Annotated in this window: 18 protein-coding genes; 13 read left to right on the forward strand and 5 right to left on the reverse strand. The window is 64.7% G+C overall.

Going from position 1 to position 19035, the window contains the following annotated elements:
- The first annotated feature begins 167 nt into the window (after positions 1-167).
- The 3 genes from ispH (at position 168) to BDK63_RS17285 (ending at position 1782) form a co-directional block, all read left to right on the forward strand.
- Positions 168-1121 (forward strand): 4-hydroxy-3-methylbut-2-enyl diphosphate reductase, encoded by a 954-nt coding sequence (gene ispH, locus BDK63_RS17275; RefSeq protein ID WP_183334252.1) that lies wholly within the window; start codon positions 168-170, stop codon positions 1119-1121.
- Between the two features lie 138 nt (positions 1122-1259).
- The gene (locus BDK63_RS17280; RefSeq protein ID WP_183334254.1) at positions 1260-1535 is read left to right on the forward strand and encodes a BrnT family toxin; all 276 of its coding nucleotides are present in this window, start codon (positions 1260-1262) and stop codon (positions 1533-1535) included.
- Positions 1513-1782, forward strand: a complete 270-nt coding sequence (locus tag BDK63_RS17285) for a BrnA antitoxin family protein (RefSeq protein ID WP_183334256.1) — start codon at positions 1513-1515, stop codon at positions 1780-1782. Before BDK63_RS17280 ends, BDK63_RS17285 begins: the two co-directional genes overlap by 23 nt.
- A 118-nt stretch (positions 1783-1900) precedes the next feature.
- Here the strand turns inward: BDK63_RS17285 and BDK63_RS18440 are convergent, their stop codons facing one another.
- Positions 1901-2077 (reverse strand): hypothetical protein, encoded by a 177-nt coding sequence (locus tag BDK63_RS18440; protein WP_221202674.1) that lies wholly within the window; start codon positions 2075-2077, stop codon positions 1901-1903.
- Positions 2032-3147: an OmpP1/FadL family transporter gene (locus BDK63_RS17290; RefSeq protein ID WP_221202671.1), complete on the reverse strand. Its 1116-nt coding sequence runs from the start codon at positions 3145-3147 to the stop codon at positions 2032-2034. Before BDK63_RS17290 ends, BDK63_RS18440 begins: the two co-directional genes overlap by 46 nt.
- Before the next feature lie 313 nt (positions 3148-3460).
- Between BDK63_RS17290 and BDK63_RS17295 the strand changes: the two genes are divergently transcribed.
- The 6 genes from BDK63_RS17295 to BDK63_RS17320 all read left to right on the forward strand — a co-directional run bounded on the left by BDK63_RS17295 (position 3461) and on the right by BDK63_RS17320 (position 8190).
- On the forward strand, positions 3461-3934 hold the full coding sequence (locus tag BDK63_RS17295; RefSeq protein ID WP_183334258.1) for a type IV pilin protein: 474 nt from the start codon (positions 3461-3463) through the stop codon (positions 3932-3934).
- Positions 3891-4439 carry a GspH/FimT family pseudopilin gene (locus BDK63_RS17300; RefSeq protein WP_183334260.1) on the forward strand — a complete coding sequence of 183 codons (549 nt, stop codon included), beginning with the start codon at positions 3891-3893 and terminating at the stop codon, positions 4437-4439. Before BDK63_RS17295 ends, BDK63_RS17300 begins: the two co-directional genes overlap by 44 nt.
- Positions 4432-4860, forward strand: coding sequence for a type IV pilus modification protein PilV (gene pilV / locus BDK63_RS17305; protein WP_183334262.1), 429 nt, complete (start codon positions 4432-4434; stop codon positions 4858-4860). Before BDK63_RS17300 ends, pilV begins: the two co-directional genes overlap by 8 nt.
- The gene (locus BDK63_RS17310) at positions 4796-5443 is read left to right on the forward strand and encodes a PilW family protein (protein ID WP_183334264.1); all 648 of its coding nucleotides are present in this window, start codon (positions 4796-4798) and stop codon (positions 5441-5443) included. The genes pilV and BDK63_RS17310 overlap by 65 nt, the downstream gene beginning before the upstream one ends.
- A gap of 17 nt (positions 5444-5460) precedes the next feature.
- Entirely contained in the window at positions 5461-7395 is a 1935-nt protein-coding gene (locus BDK63_RS17315) for a PilX N-terminal domain-containing pilus assembly protein (protein ID WP_183334266.1), read from the forward strand.
- Positions 7396-7518: 123 nt separating this feature from the next.
- Positions 7519-8190 (forward strand): metal-dependent hydrolase, encoded by a 672-nt coding sequence (locus tag BDK63_RS17320; protein ID WP_183334268.1) that lies wholly within the window; start codon positions 7519-7521, stop codon positions 8188-8190.
- On the opposite strand, the gene BDK63_RS17325 is transcribed toward BDK63_RS17320, so the two are convergent.
- The 3 genes from BDK63_RS17325 to BDK63_RS17335 are packed head-to-tail and all read right to left on the reverse strand — an operon-like array spanning position 8166 to position 12248.
- Positions 8166-9548: a sigma-54-dependent transcriptional regulator gene (locus BDK63_RS17325; RefSeq protein WP_183334270.1), complete on the reverse strand. Its 1383-nt coding sequence runs from the start codon at positions 9546-9548 to the stop codon at positions 8166-8168. The genes BDK63_RS17320 and BDK63_RS17325 overlap by 25 nt on opposite strands.
- Positions 9541-11466 carry a sensor histidine kinase gene (locus BDK63_RS17330; RefSeq protein ID WP_343065341.1) on the reverse strand — a complete coding sequence of 642 codons (1926 nt, stop codon included), beginning with the start codon at positions 11464-11466 and terminating at the stop codon, positions 9541-9543. The genes BDK63_RS17325 and BDK63_RS17330 overlap by 8 nt, the downstream gene beginning before the upstream one ends.
- On the reverse strand, positions 11463-12248 hold the full coding sequence (locus tag BDK63_RS17335) for a GntR family transcriptional regulator (RefSeq protein WP_183334272.1): 786 nt from the start codon (positions 12246-12248) through the stop codon (positions 11463-11465). The genes BDK63_RS17330 and BDK63_RS17335 overlap by 4 nt, the downstream gene beginning before the upstream one ends.
- A 301-nt stretch (positions 12249-12549) precedes the next feature.
- Between BDK63_RS17335 and BDK63_RS17340 the strand changes: the two genes are divergently transcribed.
- From BDK63_RS17340 to BDK63_RS17355, 4 genes are read left to right on the forward strand one after another with little or no spacing between them, the layout of a single operon-like run.
- Positions 12550-13305, forward strand: coding sequence for a (Fe-S)-binding protein (locus tag BDK63_RS17340; protein WP_183334274.1), 756 nt, complete (start codon positions 12550-12552; stop codon positions 13303-13305).
- A complete protein-coding gene (locus BDK63_RS17345; RefSeq protein WP_183334276.1) occupies positions 13302-14753 on the forward strand; it encodes a LutB/LldF family L-lactate oxidation iron-sulfur protein in 1452 nt (483 codons plus the stop codon). The genes BDK63_RS17340 and BDK63_RS17345 overlap by 4 nt, the downstream gene beginning before the upstream one ends.
- Positions 14750-15433, forward strand: coding sequence for a LutC/YkgG family protein (locus BDK63_RS17350; protein ID WP_183334278.1), 684 nt, complete (start codon positions 14750-14752; stop codon positions 15431-15433). Before BDK63_RS17345 ends, BDK63_RS17350 begins: the two co-directional genes overlap by 4 nt.
- Positions 15426-18281 carry an FAD-binding and (Fe-S)-binding domain-containing protein gene (locus tag BDK63_RS17355; protein ID WP_183334280.1) on the forward strand — a complete coding sequence of 952 codons (2856 nt, stop codon included), beginning with the start codon at positions 15426-15428 and terminating at the stop codon, positions 18279-18281. The genes BDK63_RS17350 and BDK63_RS17355 overlap by 8 nt, the downstream gene beginning before the upstream one ends.
- Positions 18282-19035: the final 754 nt, after the last annotated feature.

The raw sequence follows: 19035 nt of genomic DNA on the forward strand, positions 1-19035 counted from the left end.
CTGATAGCCCCTCGCTTCCTGATCCGAAGGCATTGAGGATGACCACATGCAACAGAGACAACCGACCCCTTGACGGGTCAATCCATACCAGGAGCTGGGCTTCGCCCGGCGTTCAGCCCCCTACGAATCAACAGGCAGATGCCCCTGACGCATCAAGGCAGAGACTCATGCAGATCAAACTGGCCAACCCCCGCGGCTTCTGCGCCGGCGTCGACCGCGCCATCGATATCGTCAACCGGGCGCTGGACGTCTTCGGCCCGCCGATCTTCGTGCGCCACGAGGTGGTCCACAACCGCTTCGTGGTGGATACCCTGCGCAGCCGCGGCGCCATCTTCGTCGAGGAGCTCCACGAGGTGCCCGACGACGTCATCGTGATCTTCTCCGCCCACGGCGTCTCCCGCGCCGTGCAGGAGGAGGCCGAGCGCCGCGGCCTCAAGGTGTTCGACGCCACCTGCCCGCTGGTCACCAAGGTGCACCTGGAGGTGCTGCGCTACGCCAAGCGCGGCCAGGAGTGCATCCTGATCGGCCACGAGGGTCACCCCGAGGTGGAGGGCACCATGGGGCGCTACGACACCTCCCACGGCGGCGCGATCTACCTGGTGGAAGACGAGCAGGACGTCGCCCGGCTGGAGGTGAAGGACCCGAGCCGGCTCGCCTTCGTCACCCAGACGACGCTCTCCATGGACGACACCGCCCGGGTGATCGACGCCCTGCGCGCCAAGTTCCCGGAGATCGAGGGGCCGCGCAAGGACGACATCTGCTACGCCACCCAGAACCGCCAGGACGCCGTGCGCGAGCTGGCCGAAGGCGCAGACCTGGTGCTGGTGGTGGGCAGCCCCAACAGCTCCAACTCCAACCGCCTGCGCGAGCTCTCCGAGCGGGTGGGCACCCCGGCCTACCTGATCGACAACGCCGAGCAGGTCGACCCGACTTGGCTCGAGGGCGTTAGCGCCATCGGCGTCACCGCCGGTGCCAGCGCCCCCGAGGTGCTGGTGCAGGGCGTGATCGATCGGCTCAAGGCGCTGGGCGCCGCCGCCCCGGTGGAGCTCGACGGCCGCGCCGAGACCATCACCTTCTCGATGCCGCGGGAGCTGCGCGAGCGGGTCATCGTCAGCGAGTAGCCTTGCCGCAACGCCGGAACAACAACGCCGCCGTCATGGCCATGACGGCGGCGTTGTTGATGGTGAGGCAGGCGGTCAGGCTATCGACTCGCTCGCGAGAACTTTCCTTCGTCTCTTTTTGTCCATACAATAAAAAATATGATCATCGACTACGATCCCGTCAAGAGCGCTCGGAACGAACGGGATCGCGGCCTACCCTTCACGGTGGTGGAGCGCTTTGAATGGGAGGGTGCGGTCTTCTCGGAAGACAACCGTTTCGAGTACCCGGAGCGAAGGTTCATCGCCTTGGGGAAGATTGGCCTGCGTGTCCACGTGGTTTGCTTTACACCGATCGAGGACGGGATTCGAGTCATCAGCCTGAGGAAGGCCAACCCACGGGAGGTGCGCCGCTATGAAAATGCGACTCACGGATAAGGACGGCGAGGTTCGCGAACTCACCGACGCCGATGTGAAGCGTATGCGTCCGATGTCGGAGGTCTTGCCGGGTGACCTTCAGCGCACCATTGGCCAGCGCGGCAAGCAGCGCTCGCCGACGAAGGTGAAGACATCGATTCGTTTATCCCCGGAAGTGATTGAACACTTCAAGGCAGAGGGGGAAGGCTGGCAGCGCCGCATCGACCAGGCTCTCAAGCGCTACATTCGTGAGCATGGTCACGGATGAACCGCGCAGCGGTGAGGCGCCGTCAGGCGCCCTGTGGGCCTGTGCCGAGGAGACCGCTGTAGGAGCGCTGCTTGCAGCGCGATCCATCGCGCAGCGATGGTAGATCAGAGATGGTGGATCAGAACCGCCACCCCAGGCTCACCGCCGCGCCCAGCTGGTACATGCTCAGCTCGACCTGCTGGCCCGGGCCCAGCGGGTTCTCGCCGCGCACCGTCTCCTCCGGCGAGTAGAAGGCCATGCCGGAGACGCTCAGCCCGCCGGTGAGCTCGCGGTGAAGCCGCCGGTGACATGCCACTGCTGCACCCCGGGTGCCAGGATGTTGAACAGCACCTCGCTGTCGGGGATCGGCTGCTCGCCGTAGCTCACGCCGGCCCGCCAGGCCTGCTGCGTGGTCTGCTGCCACTGCCAGCCCAGCTTGACCACGGTCATGTCGTCCCAGCCGAAGCCGGCGCCATCATCGTCGCCCAACCGGCCGGGGGAGGCGAAGGGGTTGCCCACGCTCGCGATCTCGCTATAGCGGATATGTTGCACGTCCAGCAGCAGCCAGTGGTCCTCGATCCCCGACCAGGCCAGGCCGGCGTGGAACATCTGAGGGATGTCGAAATCCCCCTGCTCGGCGAAGATCCCGCGGTAGTCGTCGAACTCCTCCATCTTCAGCACCTTTCGCAAGCTCAGGCCGCCGCGCAGGGTGTCGGTCAGCTGGCCCTGCCAGCCGAGCTGGAGGCCGTAGCCCCAGGCATCGTCGGTGCCGTTGTCGGAGAGCGCGGCCGGGTCCGACGAGAAGCCGGCAAGGCTGCTAAGGCCCGTGGCGGAGAAGCGCTGGTAGGCGATCACCGGGGAGATGCCGATGGCGTGCCGCTCGGCAAAGCGCCAGGTCCAGGTGGGGGCGATGAAGGCCTGCTCCAGGTTCACGCCCGCCTTGCCGGCGAAGAAGGTGCCCATGTCGCGACCGCTATACTCGGTGTTCATCCCGCCGTTGGCGAACACCGAGACGCCCAGGGTCTGAGTCTCGGTGACCTGGCGGTTGTAGCCGGCGTGGGGAATCAGGAAGGCGCGGTTCTCGCTCTTGCGACTGCCGGGCATCAGGTATAAGGCCCCGGGCTGCGGCTCGCCGCCACCCTGCACGGCATACTCGCGATGGGGAGAGAACAGCTCGGCGCCGATGTCGAAGCGGTCACCGACAAAGGCCATGCCGGCCGGGTTGGTGGCCGCGGCGATGCTGTCCTGGGCCAGGGCGGTGCCGGCACCGGCCATGCCCTGGTTGATGGTGCCGTAGCCGTGGGAGAAGTAACCGTTGGTGGCCAGCGCCTGGGCAGGCGCCAGCCCCGCCAGCAGGAGAAGCGGCAGTACCTTCCTGGAAGTCATGTCGTCTTATGCCTGTCGATCAGGGGGTGGGGAGGTGGGGCACGTTCTATCGCAGCCTGGTTATAATGAAAAGTGATTAATTGGAATCCATATATTCCATAAGAATGGCGTCATGGGCTCTGTTTTCCCCGCCCGTGGCCGCCAAGTGATTGTATTGGCAGGGCGGGCGAGGCCTCACCGGGACAGGTGAGGCGTGAGATGGCAGGTGAGCGGTCATTCACCCGGGGTGAGATTCTTGACCCCGAGCCCTAGCAGGAAGCCCGACTGTGCTACATACTGAAACCAAACGTAACGAAAGCAGGAGAGGCGCGGCGTGACCCATCCGAGCACCCGACTCAGGCCCCAGGGCCCCACAGGCAGCACCCGGCGCACCGCCGGCTTTACGCTGATCGAGCTGCTCATTGCGGTAGCCGTGATCGGGATCTTGGCGTCGATTGCGATTCCCAGCTATCAGCGTTACGTGACCGAGTCTAGACGGACAGAAGCAAAGGCAGTGCTCATGGAAGTCGCCGGGCAATTGGAGCGCTGCTATACGGTAAATAATGACTATTCGAGCTGCAATGCTTTCCCGCGAGACTCAGAGAGTGGCTTTTACATTGTTAATGAACCAAGCAGTTGGGATGGAAATGACCCTGAGCCGGCCGGTGACTTTATTACGTCCTCCGGTTATCGGATAGTGGCAGAAGCCCAAGAGCCTCAGGCAAGCAGGGATTCTGGCTGCGGTAATCTGAGTTTAACACATCGTGGAGAGCGAGAAGCTTCAGGGGATAGAGATGATTGCTGGTAGAAGGCATGAGGCTCAAGGGGGCTTTACCTTGATTGAGCTCTTGGTGACGATTGCGGTGCTTGCTGTCATATTGACTATTGCCGTACCTAATTTCAAGAGTTTCGTGGAGCGCGGCCACTTATCCTCTTCTCATAACTCTCTACTATCGGGTCTGAATGTGGCGAGATCGGAGGCAGTCAAGAGAAGAGAGGTGGTCAGGGTTGAAGTCACGCCTGAAGAAAGTGGAGGTGGGTGGTTGCTGGAGGTAAAAAGGCTCCAAGCTTCTGGGCTGACTACAATAGATTGCGCTGATCCTTCTCAAAATATGTGGTGCGTTAAAATTGTTGATGAACGCTCCTCTCCAGTAGTCTTGTCTGAGGCGAAGATCATAAATTACAATCAGCTTGGAAGGCCGTCGCAGGCTGAGGTGATTGAGCTTGCATATGCGGGCGATAACAGGGCGTTGTGTATAAATATGGCCGGGGTTGCTTCAAGTGGTGATTGTGAGGTGATTTCTAATGAGTGATTCAAAAAGTCAGCGCCCCCAGCTTGGCTTTACACTGATAGAGGCATTAGTGGCCCTCTTGGTCTTGGCTATCGGTTTGCTGGGAGTTGCAGCGATGCAACTGAAGGCCGTGCAGAGCGCTCATGTTTCCTATCAGCGCTCTATAGCCGTGGTTGCTGCACAGGACGCAGAGGAGAGGCTTTGGGTTGAGATGATGGTTCATAGTATGGTGTGTCCTTTTAAGGACTCATCAGAGCTTGCCCATGTTCAAAACTGGGGAGCTGCTTGGCGGCCTTACTTCAATGAGCTGCAAGTCGATTCTTCCTTGGGGCTCGCGGAGGAAGGTTGTGCGTTCAGGGTTCTCTTAGGATGGAGCGATGAAAGGTTCATTGATGAAGAAGTTTCGACCCTTGTCTTTCTTGCGAAACTCCCAGGCAAGTAACTTGGGTGCTTCTGATTGTCCGCCTGGGAACTTTGTCCCAGGTGCTAGTCGTGGGTTTTCTCTTGTCGAGCTCATGATTGCCCTTGTGATTGGTCTTCTTGTACTGCTGGGTGCTAGTCAAGTTTTTGTAATATCAAAAAGAAGTTTTGATCAAGTTGAGGTGCTTGCTGACCGACAGCAGTCCCTGAGAGCCATTTTTGATTTTTTATCTACTGATATAAGGACGGCCGCGGAAGTAGTAGAAGCTGGCGAGGGTGTGCTTGAGTTAGCATATTACGGTGCTCGGTCTGGTGACCCTTACTGTGTGGGTGAAGATCTGTATGGAGCTAGGTATTCATACTCAGAAGGCGTGATATCTATTTCAGTCGATTGCAGGGATGTTGCCGCTAATGATGGTGGCTTTGGAGTCAGTAATCCACTCCTTTCAGGCCTCTCTGCTGTGCCGTCTTTTACCGATGAAGGCACGCACGTCAAGTCGCAAGTTTCTTTTCAGAAAATGCCAGGTGAACCTGATGGAAATGAAAGTTTCGAGTTTGTGGTGGCGTTACGCTGTATGGCATTTAACAATTGTGCGCGCCCATAGTTTTCAAGAGGTGACTTATGAGAAGTCGTCATGATAAGCAAAAAGGCATCGCCTTGGTGGTAACGCTGGTGCTGCTTGTTGTTGCATTGCTATTGGGGATTTCCAGTTACCAGGGTTCCCGTCTAGATGAATCCATGGCGGGTAATCAGCGTGCTTCAAGTTTGTCGATGATGGCAGCCGAGTTTGGTGCTTCTGATGTATGGGAAGCGGTCGGCCCAGCTTTGTTTATTGAGGCCCCTGATCCAGGTGATGAGTCTTATGAAGATTATATGAAAGAAATTCTAAGCGCCTTTCGTGATTGGATGGTTGGTGGGGGTGAAAATGAGCCAGATTTTCTTGGTCAGTGCGTTGAGCTGCGCGTGACCGTTCAGGGGGAGAACGGTCAAAGTCGATTGGAAAATAGCTGCTATTCTGTATCTCTTAGCTCCGAGGATGATATTGAAAATGCCACGGAGGTGGTGATTGATGTCCATGGGATGGTGAATTCGGGGATTGTTGAGGACTGGGGGGCTCATTTTTCATCAGGCAGCCTCACATCCCTCCCTGAAGCACTTGTCGCCAGGAGGGTTGTCAGGCTATCCGTCGGGGTGATGCTTGGTGAGTCACTGTCGCCTATAAATCTTGCTGGGTCCATAAGTTATTACAACGGGCTTGATTCACAGGCAACGATTACAGGTGAAGTAATAGATGGATATGTCAATCCGGCTATTTCTGTCAAGTCGAGGGCAGATGCTGAGGCCATTGTTAGAAACATTCTTAAGGTTAAGGACAATCAGTCTATTCCTGATGATGCCGTTTTCGTCCCGTTTGACTCGGACGATCCTGACTATGGTGTTTTTCACGACAAGTCGGTCATAAGCTATGATGGCGAGGGAAATCCAGTCTACGATGGAAATTACGGCGCTTGTACACAACAAAGTTCTGCGCTTTGTAATTACAAGGGTGGGATCGCAGCGCAGTTGAGTGCGCCAATCCTGACGGACGAAAGAGTTGATAACTTCGATACTTTTGTGACGGCAGCAGTTACGGCGGTAGATAATGTCGGTTCAGAGTTAAGCTCGTATAAAGAGCCTGTTTGGCTGACCGGTGATCAAGCTAAGAACGATGTTGATTTAGGTGGGTTGGGTTTGGCGCCTGAAGATTTTAATGTGTATTTTGTCACCAATCAAAGTCAGGATTCAGGTATTGGATATGTTCGTCCGGTTTGGGATGACTATTTGATAAGAGATTCGGATAAGTATGTGGGTCATACTACTGGTTCAGAGGAAGACAGGATGGAAAAGCCCCTGTTCGAACTTGGTGGTTTTAATAGAAAAGGGGTTCTCATAATAGATGGGGACGTTCAGTTTAATGGCAACCCTGAATTCGAGGGGTTGATCGTTGTTTTGGGTGATTATACCATTAGTGGTAGCGGCAATCTCCCCTTTACTGGGGCAATTATTTCTGCTCCTTACAGTGTCCAGTTTGAGGCTGGGGGTGAGTTTGTAAATCCGTATAGGGTAGATGGTAGTTTGATTGCCTCGGTGGTGACGGGTGTTGACGAAGAGGGAAATGATATATATGAGCAGCAAGGAGTTGGTTCGGATGCGCGCGTTGTTTTTGATAATGATGGGAAGCCAGTAATTGTAGATAGTGCTGGAGGCTTGATTGATGGGGTTCCTGTATTTATAGGAGATAGTGATGTTCCGTATGAGTGGGGTCAGGTAGACGAAGAGGGCCAACCAGTGATCTCTAGTGTAAGAAAGTTTGACCCTGCAGGCTTCCACGTTGATGGTGGTGGTCGTCAGCCTTATAATTATGATTACTCTGTCATCCAAAGGGCGATTGATCTTCTTTCTGATGAAGCAAGGAAGGAGTTGCTTATAGGTCAAAAGAGGCTTGATGGAAGTTATGAGTATGGTGTGAAAGGATGGAGTGAGGTTCTTGTCCCGGATGCCCTGCCATATAACTGAAGGTTTATGGTATGGATTCATTCAACGACGAGATGTATAAGATATCCTATAACCCATTGTTTTTCCATGCCCTGGCGGTGATAATCTGGTGATTTATCCAGTGATTCGAGGGCTCGCCGCGGCATGGCCGACTTTCGCACCCATCTCGGCGTGGCCGCCGCCGGCGGCGCCGTGGTTGCCCATGGCGGCTGGCAGGCGGGCCTGTGGGAGGCCTGGCAGGCCCTGCCGATGCTGGCGATGGTGACCTTCGGCGGCATCCTGCCGGATCTCGACGCCGACCGCTCCAGGGCCATCCGGCTGATCTTCAACCTGCTGGCCGTGCCGGCGGTGGTGGCGGGCGCCCTGCTGCTGCAGTCCCGGCTGGCCATCGGGCCGCTGCTGCTGGCCTGCGGAGGGATCTACCTCGCCGTGCGCTACCTGGCCGGCGCGCTGTTCGCCCGCTTCACCGTGCATCGCGGCCTGTGGCACTCGCTGCTGGCGGCGGGGCTGTGCGGCCTGGTCACCGCGGCGCTCAGCCAGCGGCTCTTCGCCCAGCCAGATACCCTGGCCTGGGCCCACGGCGTGGCGGTGGCGCTGGGCTTCGTCATCCACCTGGCGCTGGACGAGCTCTACAGCGTCGACCTCACCGGCGCGCGCATCAAGCGCTCCTTCGGCACCGCGCTCAAGCCCTTCGACTGGCGCTCGCCCGGCAATTCGCTGGTGATGCTGCTGGCGGCGGTGAACCTGCTGCCGTGGCTGCCGGCCTGGCCGCCGCTGTGGGCGCTGCTCGCTCAGGGCTCGGCGCTCTGGCGGTAGTCCTCGGCCTTGAGGCCGTACTTGCGCAGCTTGTCGTAGAGGGTCTTGCGCGGCAGGCCGAGCTGCTCGCTCACCTCGCTGACGCGGCCGCGGTGGCGGGCCAGGGCCTGGTCGATCAGGCTCTTCTCGAACAGCTCCACCTGCTGGGGCAGGGCCAGCTCGCCGGCCTCGCTCTCGGCTCCCTCCAGCAGGGCATCGAGGCGGTAGCCGAAGGCGGAGCCCAGCAGCACGTAGCGCTCGGCCAGGTTGCGCAGCTCGCGCACGTTGCCGGGCCAGTCGTGGGCCAGCAGCGCCGAGATGCCGGCGGCATCCAGCGGCGGGGCCTCCAGGCCGCTGCGGTTGGCAGCCACCACCGCGAAGTGCTGGAACAGCAGCGGGATGTCCTCGCGGCGCTCGCGCAGCGGCGGGATCGGCAACGTGACCACGTTGAGGCGGTAGTAGAGGTCCTCGCGGAACTGTCCCGCCTCGGCGGCGGCCTTGAGGTCGACCTTGGTGGCGGCGATCACCCGGATGTCCAGGGGGATCGGCACGTTGGCGCCCAGCCGCTCGACGCTGCGCTCCTGCAGCACGCGCAGCAGCTTGACCTGCAGCGACAGCGGCATCGACTCGATCTCGTCGAGGAACACGGTGCCGCCGCTGGCATGCTCGAACTTGCCGATGCGCCGCTCCACGGCGCCGGTGAAGGCGCCCTTCTCGTGGCCGAACAGCTCCGACTCGATGGTGCTCTCGGGCACGGCGCCGCAGTTGATGGCGACGAAGGGGTGGCCGGCCCGCGGGCTGCGCTCGTGGATGGCCCGGGCCACCAGGTCCTTGCCGGCGCCGGTCTCGCCGAACAGCAGCACGTCGGCGTCCACCTGGCTGATGCGCTGGACCATGGAGGCGAGGCGCTGGATGGCCGGGGTGCGGCCCACCAGGCGCGGCCCCGGGGCCGACTGCTGCGCCTCCAGCTCGGCCTTGAGGGCGCGGTTCTCCAGGCTCAGCCGGCGCTTCTCGATGCCGCGGCGCACCACCTCCACCAGCCGCTCGCCGGCGAAGGGCTTCTCCAGGAAGTCCCAGGCGCCCTCGCGCATCGCCTCAACGGCGGTTGAGATATCGCCGTGGCCGGTGATCAGGATCACCGGCAGGTCCGGGTCGCGGAGCCGCACCTCGCGCAGCAGCGCCATGCCGTCCATGCCCGGCATGCGGATGTCGCTGACCACCACCCCGGGGAAGTCCGGCGGCAGCTGCTCCAGGGCCTCCTCGGCGCTGGCATAGGGCTCCGGGGTGTAGCCGGCGAGCTCCAGGGTCTGGCCGGCGGTGATGCGCAGGTGGGGCTCGTCGTCGATGATCATCACCGGAATGGCCGCCGGGTCATGCATGAGAAGCGTTCTCCTGGGTGCGGTGGGTCGCGGCGCCGGCCGGGCCGTCGTCGCGGGGCAGGATGAGGGTGAACAGGGCGCCGCCGGTGGGCCGGTTGCTGGCGACCAGGCGGCCGCCGAGGTCGTCGACGATGCGCGACGAGATCGACAGGCCGAGCCCCAGGCCGCTGCCCGGCGATTTGGTGGTGAAGAAGGGCTCGAAGATGCGGCCCAGGTGCTCCTCGGGAATGCCGGGGCCGTTGTCGGCCACGCCGAGGCGCACCCGGGTGTCGTCCCGTTCGATGGAGAGGGTCAGGCGCGGGGCCTCGACCTCGGCCATCGCCTGCAGGGCGTTGCCGATCAGGTTGACCAGCACCTGCTCGAGGCGCACCAGGTCGGCCCGCACCCACACCTCCTCCTCGGGCCACTGCCGCTCGACGCTCACGTCGGCGTCGCGCAGCCGGGCCTGGAAGAGACGCAGGGCATAGTCGATGCAGGCGGGCACCGAGACGGCGGTGAGGCTCTCGCCGCTCTTGCGCGAGAACTGGCGCAGCTGGGCGCTGATCTCGGCCATGCGCCCGGTGAGCTCGATGATCTGCTCGAGGTTGCTGTCCGCGCTCTCGGGGCGCTGGCGCTCGAGCAGGATGCGGGCGTTCTCGGCGTAGGCGCGGATCGCCGCCAGCGGCTGGTTCAGCTCGTGGTTGATGCCGGCGGCCAGCTGGCCGAGCACGGCGAGCTTGGCCGCCTGGATCAGCTCGTCACGGGTCTGGCGCAGGTTGTCCTCGGCGCGCCGGCGCTCCTCGATCTCGTCGGAGAGGCGGCGGTTGGTCTCCACCAGGTCCCGGGTGCGGCGCTGGACGTTGCGCTCCAGCTCGTCGCGGGCGCGGGCCAGGGTCTGGCGCTCGCGCTCGGCGAACTGTTCCCGCTCGCGGCGCAGGCGCAGGCGCTGCCAGCCGACCCCGCCGCCCAGCAGCACGATGCCGTAGAGGCCGCCGGCCAGCAGCGCCGAGACCCACTGGGCCTGGATCACCGGGGAGAGCGGCTTGAGGATGTGCATCTCCCAGCCGAGTTCCTCCAGGGGGCGGGAGAGGCCTAGGTAGCGGTTCTCGGCGAGCGGGCCCGAGGAGAAGCCGACCAGGCGGGTCCGGTTGTCCAGGGCTTCGACCACCTCGATGCCGGAGTGGGTCAGCGGTTCGTCGGCGTAGCGCCGGGTCGCCAGCAGGGCCTGGCGCTGGTCCTCGGAGAGCGGGTGCAGCGAGGCCATGCGCAGCTCCGGGCGGCTGGCCATGAAGATGATGTCGTCCTCGTCGGTGACCAGCAGCTCGGCATCCTGGTCGGCCCAGCCCGCCTCCACGGCGTCGAGCAGCACCTTGACCACCATCACTCCGTCCGGGGTCGAGTCCGGCTGGGTGTCGTCGAGCCAGACCGGGGCCGAGAAGTAGTAGCCGCGCTCGAGCGACTGCACGCCGAGGCCGTAGAAGCGGCCCTGGCCGCCGGCGATGGCGTCGGTGTAGTAGCTGCGGAAGGCGTAGTTCTGGCCGATGAAGGTATTGGGGCGGTGCCAGTTGCTGGCCGCCAGGGTGTCGGCGTGGCGGTCGAGCAGGTAGACGTCGGAGACGTCGGCGGTGGCGCGGAAACGATCCAGCAGCAGGTTGAGCGGCATGGCGTCCTGGCTCTCGGGGGAGGCGAGGAAGCGCTGCACCCCCTCACGGGAGGCGAGCAGCCGGGGCAGGTAGTCGTGCCGCGACAGGTGGCCGACCAGCCCCGCCGCCGAGAGCCGCAGCTCGTTCTCGGCGTCCTGGCGCAGCTCCTGGAGCGCCTGGACCCGGGCCACCTGAGCGGCCTGCCACATCACGGCAACCAGCCCCAGCGGCACCACCAGCAGCAGCAGGCGTCGCCAGCGGCTGGGCAGGCGCGTCGGCCGCTCCGCCCTCGTCACGAGGCCGGTGCCCGGCGCGAGGCCGGCGTGGCCTGGGCGCGGCGCAGGGCGCGCTGGGCCCGGGTCTCGGCCCGTGCCACCTCCAGCAGCCCCTCCTCGACATAGACCAGGTGCTCGTGGGCCCGCTCGCGGGCATCCTCGGCGCGGCCCTCGAGGATCGCATCCAGCAGCGCCCGGTGCTGGGCCATCAGCGTCGTCCGCGAATCGGGCTTCTCGAAGAGGTGGGCCAGGTTGTCGACGATGCTGCGCTCCAGCAGGTGGAAGATGCCGCGGATGGTGTGCAGCAGCAGCACGTTGTGGGCGGCCTCGGCGATGGCCAGGTGGAAGGCGGCGTCGGCCTTGGCCTCCAGGGCCGGGTCGCGCCCCTTGAAACAGGCGTCGAGCTCCTCGAAGCGCTTGATCAGGATGGCCTTGTCGGTGGGCGTCGAGCGCAGGGCGGCGTAGTAGGCGGAGATCCCCTCCATGGCGTCGCGGAACTCCAGCAGGTCCAGGTGGAACTCGCCATGGCGGGCCAGCATCTCGAGCAGCGGGTCGCTGTAGCCGCTGTTGAGCTCCTGGGTGATGAAGGTGCCGCCGCCCTGGCGGCTGACCAGCAGCCCGCGGGCCGCCAGCTTCTGGATCGCCTCGCGCAGCGAGGGTCGCGACACCCCGAAGCGCTCGGCCAGCTCCCGCTCCGGGGGCAGGCGCTGGCCGGGCTTGAGGCTGCCCTCGAGGATCATGGCCTCGAGGCGTTCGGTGATGACGTCGGCGAGCCGGGGCTGGCGGACGGGCTGGTAGGCCATGGCGAGGTGCCTCCGAGTGTTGTGGCGCTGGCCGTATGGTACGACAACGAATTGGTATTACCAATAATGGCGACGCATGGGGCGCCGCACGCGGTCTGGGCTTTGCCTGTGCTTTCAGCGAGTTGCTGAGCGGCCTCGATACGCTATACCAAAGTATAGCGCGATGGGGCAGGAAAAAACCGGCCGCGGGTTTGACACTGTCAGGGGCGCCTCATAAGGTGCGCCCACGCCTTTCTGTCAATTGGTTTTACCAATTTCCCATCGAGGCACAACAATCCGAATGCCGCCGAGGATCCTGCCGATGACGCCAGTCAAGTGCTATCCGCCGAAACCGGAGAAGGTCTACTTCTTCGGTACCTGCCTGATCGACCTTTTCTACCCCGAAGCCGGAATGGATGCCATTCGCCTTCTGGAGAGGGAGGGCGTCGAGGTGCTGTTTCCCGAGGACCAGACCTGCTGCGGGCAGCCGGCCTACACCTCGGGCTACCACGACGAGGCGCGGGCGGTGGCGGCGGCACAGCTCGGGCTCTTCCCCGAGCCCTGGCCGATCGTCGTGCCGTCGGGGTCCTGTGGCGGCATGATGCGCAAGCACTACCCCCAGCTGTTCGCCGGCACCGACCTGGAGGCCCAGGCCAACGACGTTGCCGGGCGCATCCATGAGCTGACCGAGTTTCTGGTCCACGTCTGCCACCTGCAGCTCGAGGACCGCGGCGAGCCCGAGAAGGTGGCCATGCACACCTCCTGCAGCGCCCGGCGCGAGATGGGGCTGGCCGAGACCGGCCCGGCCCTGCTGGGCCAGCTGGGTGGGGTGGAACTGGTCGAGCAGGAACGCGCCGCGGAGTGCTGCGGCTTCGGCGGCACCTTCTCGGTGCGCCACCCCGAGATATCGGGGGCCATGGTCGACGACAAGGCGAAGGCCATCGAGGCGGCCGGCGCGGCGCGCTTCGTCACCTCCGACTGCGGCTGCATGATGAACATCGGCGGCCGCTTCGAGCAGCAGAAGAAGGCGGTCAAGGGCGAACACATCGCCAGCTACCTGTGGCGGAGGACCTCATGAGCGTACAGACCTTCACGCCGCGCGAATTTCACCGCCAGGCCCACGACGCCCTGGGCAACCCCCAGATCCGCGCCAACTTCCGCAAGGCGATGGATGGCCTGATGACCAAGCGCCGCGATGTCTTCAGCGACTGGGACCTGGAGACGCTGCGCGAGCTGGGCGCCAACATCCGCCTGCGGGCCCTGGCGAAGCTTCCCGACCTGCTGGAGCAGCTGGAGGCCAACTGCGAGGCCAACGGCATCCGGGTGCACTGGGCCGAGGATGGCGACGAGGCGTGCCGGATCATCCGCGGGATCTGCGATAGCCACGGTGCCCGCTCGGTGATCAAGGGCAAGTCGATGGTCTCCGAGGAGATGCACCTCAATGCCCACCTGGAGGAGGCCGGCATCGAGGCGCTGGAGTCGGACCTCGGCGAGTACCTGGTGCAGCTCAACGAGCAGACGCCCTCGCACATCATCATGCCGGCGATCCACCTCAATACCGACGAGATCTCCGAGATCCTCCACGACAAGACCGGCACCGAGCGCTCCCGGGACGTCGACTACATGACCGCGGCGGCCCGCGCCCAGCTGCGCGAGCGCTTCATGGCCGCCGACGTGGGGGTCTCCGGGGTCAACTTCGCGGTGGCCGAGACCGGCACCCTCTGCCTGGTGGAGAACGAGGGCAACGGGCGCATGACCACCACGGTGCCGCCGGTGCACATCGCCGTGACCGGCATCGAGAAGGTGGTGGAGCACCTGCGCGACGTGCCGCCGCTCTATGCGCTGCTGACCCGCTCGGCCACCGGCCAGCACGTCACCACCTACTTCAACATGATCAGCTCGCCGAGGAAGGAGGGCGAGCATGACGGGCCGAAGGAGGTGCATCTGGTGCTGGTGGACAGCGGCCGCTCCCGCATCTACCAGGACGACGAGCTGCTCGACACCCTGCGCTGCATCCGCTGCGGCGCCTGCATGAACCACTGCCCCGTCTATACCCGGGTGGGGGGGCATACCTACGGCACCACCTACCCCGGGCCGATCGGCAGCATCCTCTCGCCGCACCTGATGGGCCTGGAGGAGACCAAGGACCTGCCTACCGCCTCCAGCCTGTGCGGCGCCTGCGGCGAGGTCTGCCCGGTGAAGATCCCGATTCCCGACCTGCTGGTGCGCCTGCGCCGCGAGTCGGTGGGCGAGGGGCGCGGCAACGTGGCGGGGGCCGGCGTCAAGCGCACCCGCAAGGAGGCCGCGGCCTGGAAGGGCTTCGAGTGGATGGCGACCCATCCCGGCGTCTGGCGCAGCGGCACGGCGCTGGCCGGCAAGCTCCAGGCGCTGATGCCCGCGAAGCTGGCGCCCTGGACCGACTACCGCACCGCGCCGAAGCCCGCCCGGGCGTCGCTGCACGCCCTGGTGAAGCAGCACCGGCGCCGGCAGCAGACCGACGGCAGCGAAGGGGAGAATCGCTCATGAGTGCCCGGAACAACATCCTCCAGCGGCTGCGCGAGCGACTCGATGGCCCGCTGAGCGCCCCCGAGAGCGACTTTGCCGTGGTGACGAATCGCGGCTGGGGCCCCGAGGAGCGCCTGGCGCGCTTCGAGCGGCTGATCGGCTCGGTACACGGCGAGGTGGTCCATGCCAGCCGCGAGAGCTGGACCACCGCCCTGGCGGAGGTCCTGGCCGACAAGGGCGTGCGCCGGCTGGCGCTGGGCAAGGAGCACCCGGTGGCCGCCGAGGCGCGCCGGGCCCTTGCCGATGCCGAGGTGGAGCTGGTCGACGTGGATCGCGAGATCGAGACCTGGCAGCAGGAGCAGTTCGAGACGGTCGACGCCGGCCTGACCTCGACCCTCGGCGCCATCGCCGAGACGGGCAGCCTGTGGCTCTGGCCGACGCCCGACGAGCCCCGGCTGATCAGCCTGGTGCCTTCCCTGCACATCGCCGTGCTGGATGCGGAGACCCTGGAGGACACCTTCTTCGACGTGGTCGAGAAGCACGGCTGGGCGAAGGGAATGCCCACCAATGCGCTGCTGATCTCCGGGCCCAGCAAGACCGCCGATATCGAGCAGACCCTCGCCTATGGCGTGCACGGCCCCCGCGAACTGGTGGTGCTGGTGCGTCACGCGGGAACCACCCAGGAGTCGCCCGATGCCTGAATCCAACGCCGTCGCCTTCCGCGAGCTCAAGGCGGCCCTGGCGGGCACGATTCCCGCCGAACGGCTGATCGACGATCCGCTGCGCACCCTGGCCTATGGCACCGACGCCAGCTTCTATCGGCTGATTCCCGGGCTGGTGGTGCGTCCGGAAGGCGAGCGGGAGCTGCAGCTGACCCTGGCGGAGTGCCGGGCCCGGGGCCTGCCGGTGACCTTCCGCGCTGCCGGCACCTCGCTCTCCGGGCAGGCGGTGACCGACTCGGTGCTGATCCAGCTCGGCCGCGGCTGGCGGGGCCACGAGATCCTCGACGAGGGCCGGGCGATCCGCCTGCAGCCCGGGGTGATCGGGGCCCGGGCCAACCAGCTGCTGGGGCCCTTCGGCCGCAAGATCGGGCCGGACCCGGCGTCCATCGCGAGCTGCATGATCGGCGGCATCGCCGCCAACAACGCCTCCGGCATGTGCTGCGGCACGGCCCAGAACAGCTACCGCACGGTGCGCGACATCCGCGTGGTGCTGGCCGACGGCGCCCTGCTGGACACCGCGGATGCCGACAGCGTGGCGGCCTTCCGCCGCAGCCACGCTGACCTGCTGGCGGGGCTCGAGCGCCTCTCGGAGACGACCCGGGGCAATGCGGCGCTGGCCGAGAAGATCCGCCACAAGTACCGGCTCAAGAACACCACGGGCTATGCCCTCAACAGCCTGGTGGACTTCACCGACGGCATCGAGATCCTCAAGCACCTGATGATCGGCTCCGAGGGGACCCTGGGCTTCATCAGCGCCATCACCTACGACACCGTGGTGGACGAGCCGCACAAGGCCGCGGCCCTGGCCTTCTTCCCCGACATGGCCACCACCTGTCGCGCGACCATCGCCCTGAAGCGCTCGCCGGTCTCGGCGGTGGAGCTGATGGACCGCGCCGCGCTGCGCTCCGTGGAGGGCGAGGCGGGCATGCCCGAGGTGCTGCGCACGCTCCCCGACGGGGCGGCGGCGCTGCTGATCGACGTACGCGGCCACGACGATGCCGACCTGGCCGCGCGCATGGACGAGGTGCAGGGGACGCTGGAGGGTATCCGTACCCTGGAGCCGGTCACCTTCACCCGCGATGCCGATCGCTACGCCCTCTACTGGAAGATCCGCAAGGGCCTGTTCCCCGCGGTGGGGGCGGTACGCGACACCGGCACCACGGTGATCATCGAGGACGTGGCCTTTCCCATCGAGCGCCTCGACGAGGGGGTGCTGGCGCTGACCGACATCTTCCACCGCCACGGCTACCAGGAGGCGATCCTGTTCGGCCATGCCCTGGAGGGCAACCTGCACTTCGTCTTTCCCCAGGGCTTCGAGAAGCCCGGCGAGGTGGAGCGCTACCAGGCGCTGATGGACGAGGTGGCCCAGCTGGTCGGCGTGGAGTACGGCGGCTCGCTCAAGGCCGAGCACGGCACCGGGCGCAACATGGCCCCCTACGTGGAGCTGGAGTGGGGCCCCGACGCCTACGCCCTGATGTGGGAGATCAAGGCGCTGTTCGATCCCGAGAACCTGCTCAACCCCGAGGTGATCCTCAGCCGCAACCCGACGCTGCACCTGGAGAACCTCAAGCCGCTGCCGGCGACGGACCCGATCGTCGACAAGTGCATCGAGTGCGGCTTCTGCGAGCATGTCTGTCCCTCGAAGGACCTGACCCTGACGCCGCGGCAGCGCATCGTGATCGCCCGGGAGATGTCCCGGCTGGAGGCGCTGGGCGACCGGCTCACCGACGAGGAGTCGGCGCGGCTTGCGGCGATGCGCCAGGACTACCGCTATGCCGGCGACGAGACCTGCGCGGCGGACGGCCTCTGCGCCACCCAGTGCCCGGTCGGCATCAACACCGGCGACCTGGTCCGCGAGCTGCGTCGGGAGCGGCTCGCCGAGCGGGCCGGCCTGGCCCGGCGGGTCGGGCGGCACTTCTCCGGCGCCACCCGCGTGGCACGGGGCGCCCTGAACGTGGCCGGCGCGGCGAACCGTGTGCTCGGCGACGACCTGATGGGCAAGGCCAGCGCCGGGGCCCGCCGGCTGAGCGGCGACCGCCTGCCCCAGTGGACACCGGCACTGCCCCAGGCGGCACCGATCCGCGTGCTCAAGCGTGGGGCCGCCGCCGATGCGGGGCGTGACAAGGTGGTCTACCTGCCCTCCTGTGCGACACGGGTCTTCGGTGCCACGCGCCGCGACGCCGAGTCTCGCTCGGTGATGGAGATCACCCTGTCGCTGCTCGAGAAGGCCGGCTTCGAGGTGATCCTGCCGGAGATGATCGGTCACCTGTGCTGCGGGATGGCCTTCCAGTCCAAGGGGCAGTTCGACGAGGCGACCCACAAGGCACGGGAGCTCAACCGCGAGCTGCTGCTGGCCAGCCAGAACGGCCGCTACCCGGTGCTCTGCGACACCAGCCCCTGCACCCTGCAGATGCGCGAGACCCTGGACGAGCGGCTCGAGATGCTGGAGCCGGTGGCCTTCGCCCACGACCACCTGCTGCCCCGGCTCGCCGTGACGCCGGTGGACGAGCGTGTCGCGGTGCACGTGACCTGCTCGAGCACCCGCATGGGGCTTGCCGACAAGTTCGTCGGGCTGGCGCGGGCCTGTGCCAGGGAGGTGGTGGTGCCCGCCGAGATCACCTGCTGCGGCTTCGCCGGCGACAAGGGCTTCAGTACGCCCGAGCTCAATGCCTCGGCCCTGGCGGGGCTGGCCGAGCAGGTCGCGGAGTGCAGCGCCGGCTACTCCAACTCGCGGACCTGCGAGATCGGCCTGAGCCAGCACGGGGGCATTCCCTACCGCTCGATCCTCTCGCTGCTCGACCGGGCCAGCCGTCCCGCCTCGCCGTGAGGCTATCGACGGGGGCTGTACAGGGCCATCCACAGGGGGCTGGCCGCGGCATCTTGTGGATAGCCGGCATCGGCCCTCTCAATGGTTCGGCTCCTTCCTGAAATTTTTGGCACATCGCACCTTGGCGTGGTTCTGCCTGTAGGAGGGGTCGGTCCGGCGTCCCGGCTCTGCATCGCGACTGGAGGCCGAAGGCCTCCCTCAGGTCTCGCATGACGCCAGGCGGTTTTGTCGGGCGCCTGGCGGCGCCGTCGCGCAGCAAAGCTGCCCTCCTACTACTCAGCTGTCACGCTGATGTGCCAAGAACCAATTTTTTTACCGGAAGGGCTTGCGGGGTCCCGGGGAAGTCCGTAAAGTACGCATCCGCTGCCGGCGACGGGCAACGTTGCAGGCGGTGAAAAGTGGGAGAAGTGGTTGTTCTGCTTGGGGTTTTCGAAAACACCTCGCTTGACAGTCACCGCGGATTCGGTAGAATGCGCCCCACACGAATCGCAGTCACCTCGATAGGGTGGGGCGGTCGGCAGATACGGCAAGTTCGCTTCGCCAGTCACTGCTTGACACGCTGAAGCGAATCGGTAGAATACGCCTTCCTCGCAGGGCGCTGGCGAGACCCGCCGGATCATGGATTCGCGGCCACGACAGCAAGCGAGACGCTCCGCTCTTTTCATCGAGCCCGGAGCCGCTCTTTAACAATCGATCAGGTAATTCATGTGGGCGCTTGTCGATGTGTCGGTGACCAGTCACTGAAACATCAAGG

It is taken from the genome of Halomonas campaniensis (genome assembly GCF_014193375.1).
GTDB classification, from domain to species: Bacteria; Pseudomonadota; Gammaproteobacteria; order Pseudomonadales; family Halomonadaceae; genus Halomonas; species Halomonas campaniensis.

Excerpts from the sequence above, each read along its gene's own strand:
- ispH (WP_183334252.1), top strand. The coding sequence starts at position 168 with ATGCAGATCAAACTGGCCAACCCCCGCGGCTTCTGCGCCGGCGTCGAC.
- BDK63_RS17280 (WP_183334254.1), top strand. The coding sequence starts at position 1,260 with ATGATCATCGACTACGATCCCGTCAAGAGCGCTCGGAACGAACGGGAT.
- BDK63_RS17290 (WP_221202671.1), bottom strand. The coding sequence starts at position 3,147 with ATGACTTCCAGGAAGGTACTGCCGCTTCTCCTGCTGGCGGGGCTGGCG.
- BDK63_RS17320 (WP_183334268.1), top strand. The coding sequence starts at position 7,519 with ATGGCCGACTTTCGCACCCATCTCGGCGTGGCCGCCGCCGGCGGCGCC.
- BDK63_RS17340 (WP_183334274.1), top strand. The coding sequence starts at position 12,550 with ATGACGCCAGTCAAGTGCTATCCGCCGAAACCGGAGAAGGTCTACTTC.
- BDK63_RS17315 (WP_183334266.1), top strand. The coding sequence starts at position 5,461 with ATGAGAAGTCGTCATGATAAGCAAAAAGGCATCGCCTTGGTGGTAACG.
- pilV (WP_183334262.1), top strand. The coding sequence starts at position 4,432 with ATGAGTGATTCAAAAAGTCAGCGCCCCCAGCTTGGCTTTACACTGATA.
- BDK63_RS17325 (WP_183334270.1), bottom strand. The coding sequence starts at position 9,548 with ATGCATGACCCGGCGGCCATTCCGGTGATGATCATCGACGACGAGCCC.
- BDK63_RS17285 (WP_183334256.1), top strand. The coding sequence starts at position 1,513 with ATGAAAATGCGACTCACGGATAAGGACGGCGAGGTTCGCGAACTCACC.
- BDK63_RS17345 (WP_183334276.1), top strand. The coding sequence starts at position 13,302 with ATGAGCGTACAGACCTTCACGCCGCGCGAATTTCACCGCCAGGCCCAC.
- BDK63_RS17350 (WP_183334278.1), top strand. The coding sequence starts at position 14,750 with ATGAGTGCCCGGAACAACATCCTCCAGCGGCTGCGCGAGCGACTCGAT.
- BDK63_RS17355 (WP_183334280.1), top strand. The coding sequence starts at position 15,426 with ATGCCTGAATCCAACGCCGTCGCCTTCCGCGAGCTCAAGGCGGCCCTG.
- BDK63_RS17310 (WP_183334264.1), top strand. The coding sequence starts at position 4,796 with ATGAAAGGTTCATTGATGAAGAAGTTTCGACCCTTGTCTTTCTTGCGA.
- BDK63_RS17335 (WP_183334272.1), bottom strand. The coding sequence starts at position 12,248 with ATGGCCTACCAGCCCGTCCGCCAGCCCCGGCTCGCCGACGTCATCACC.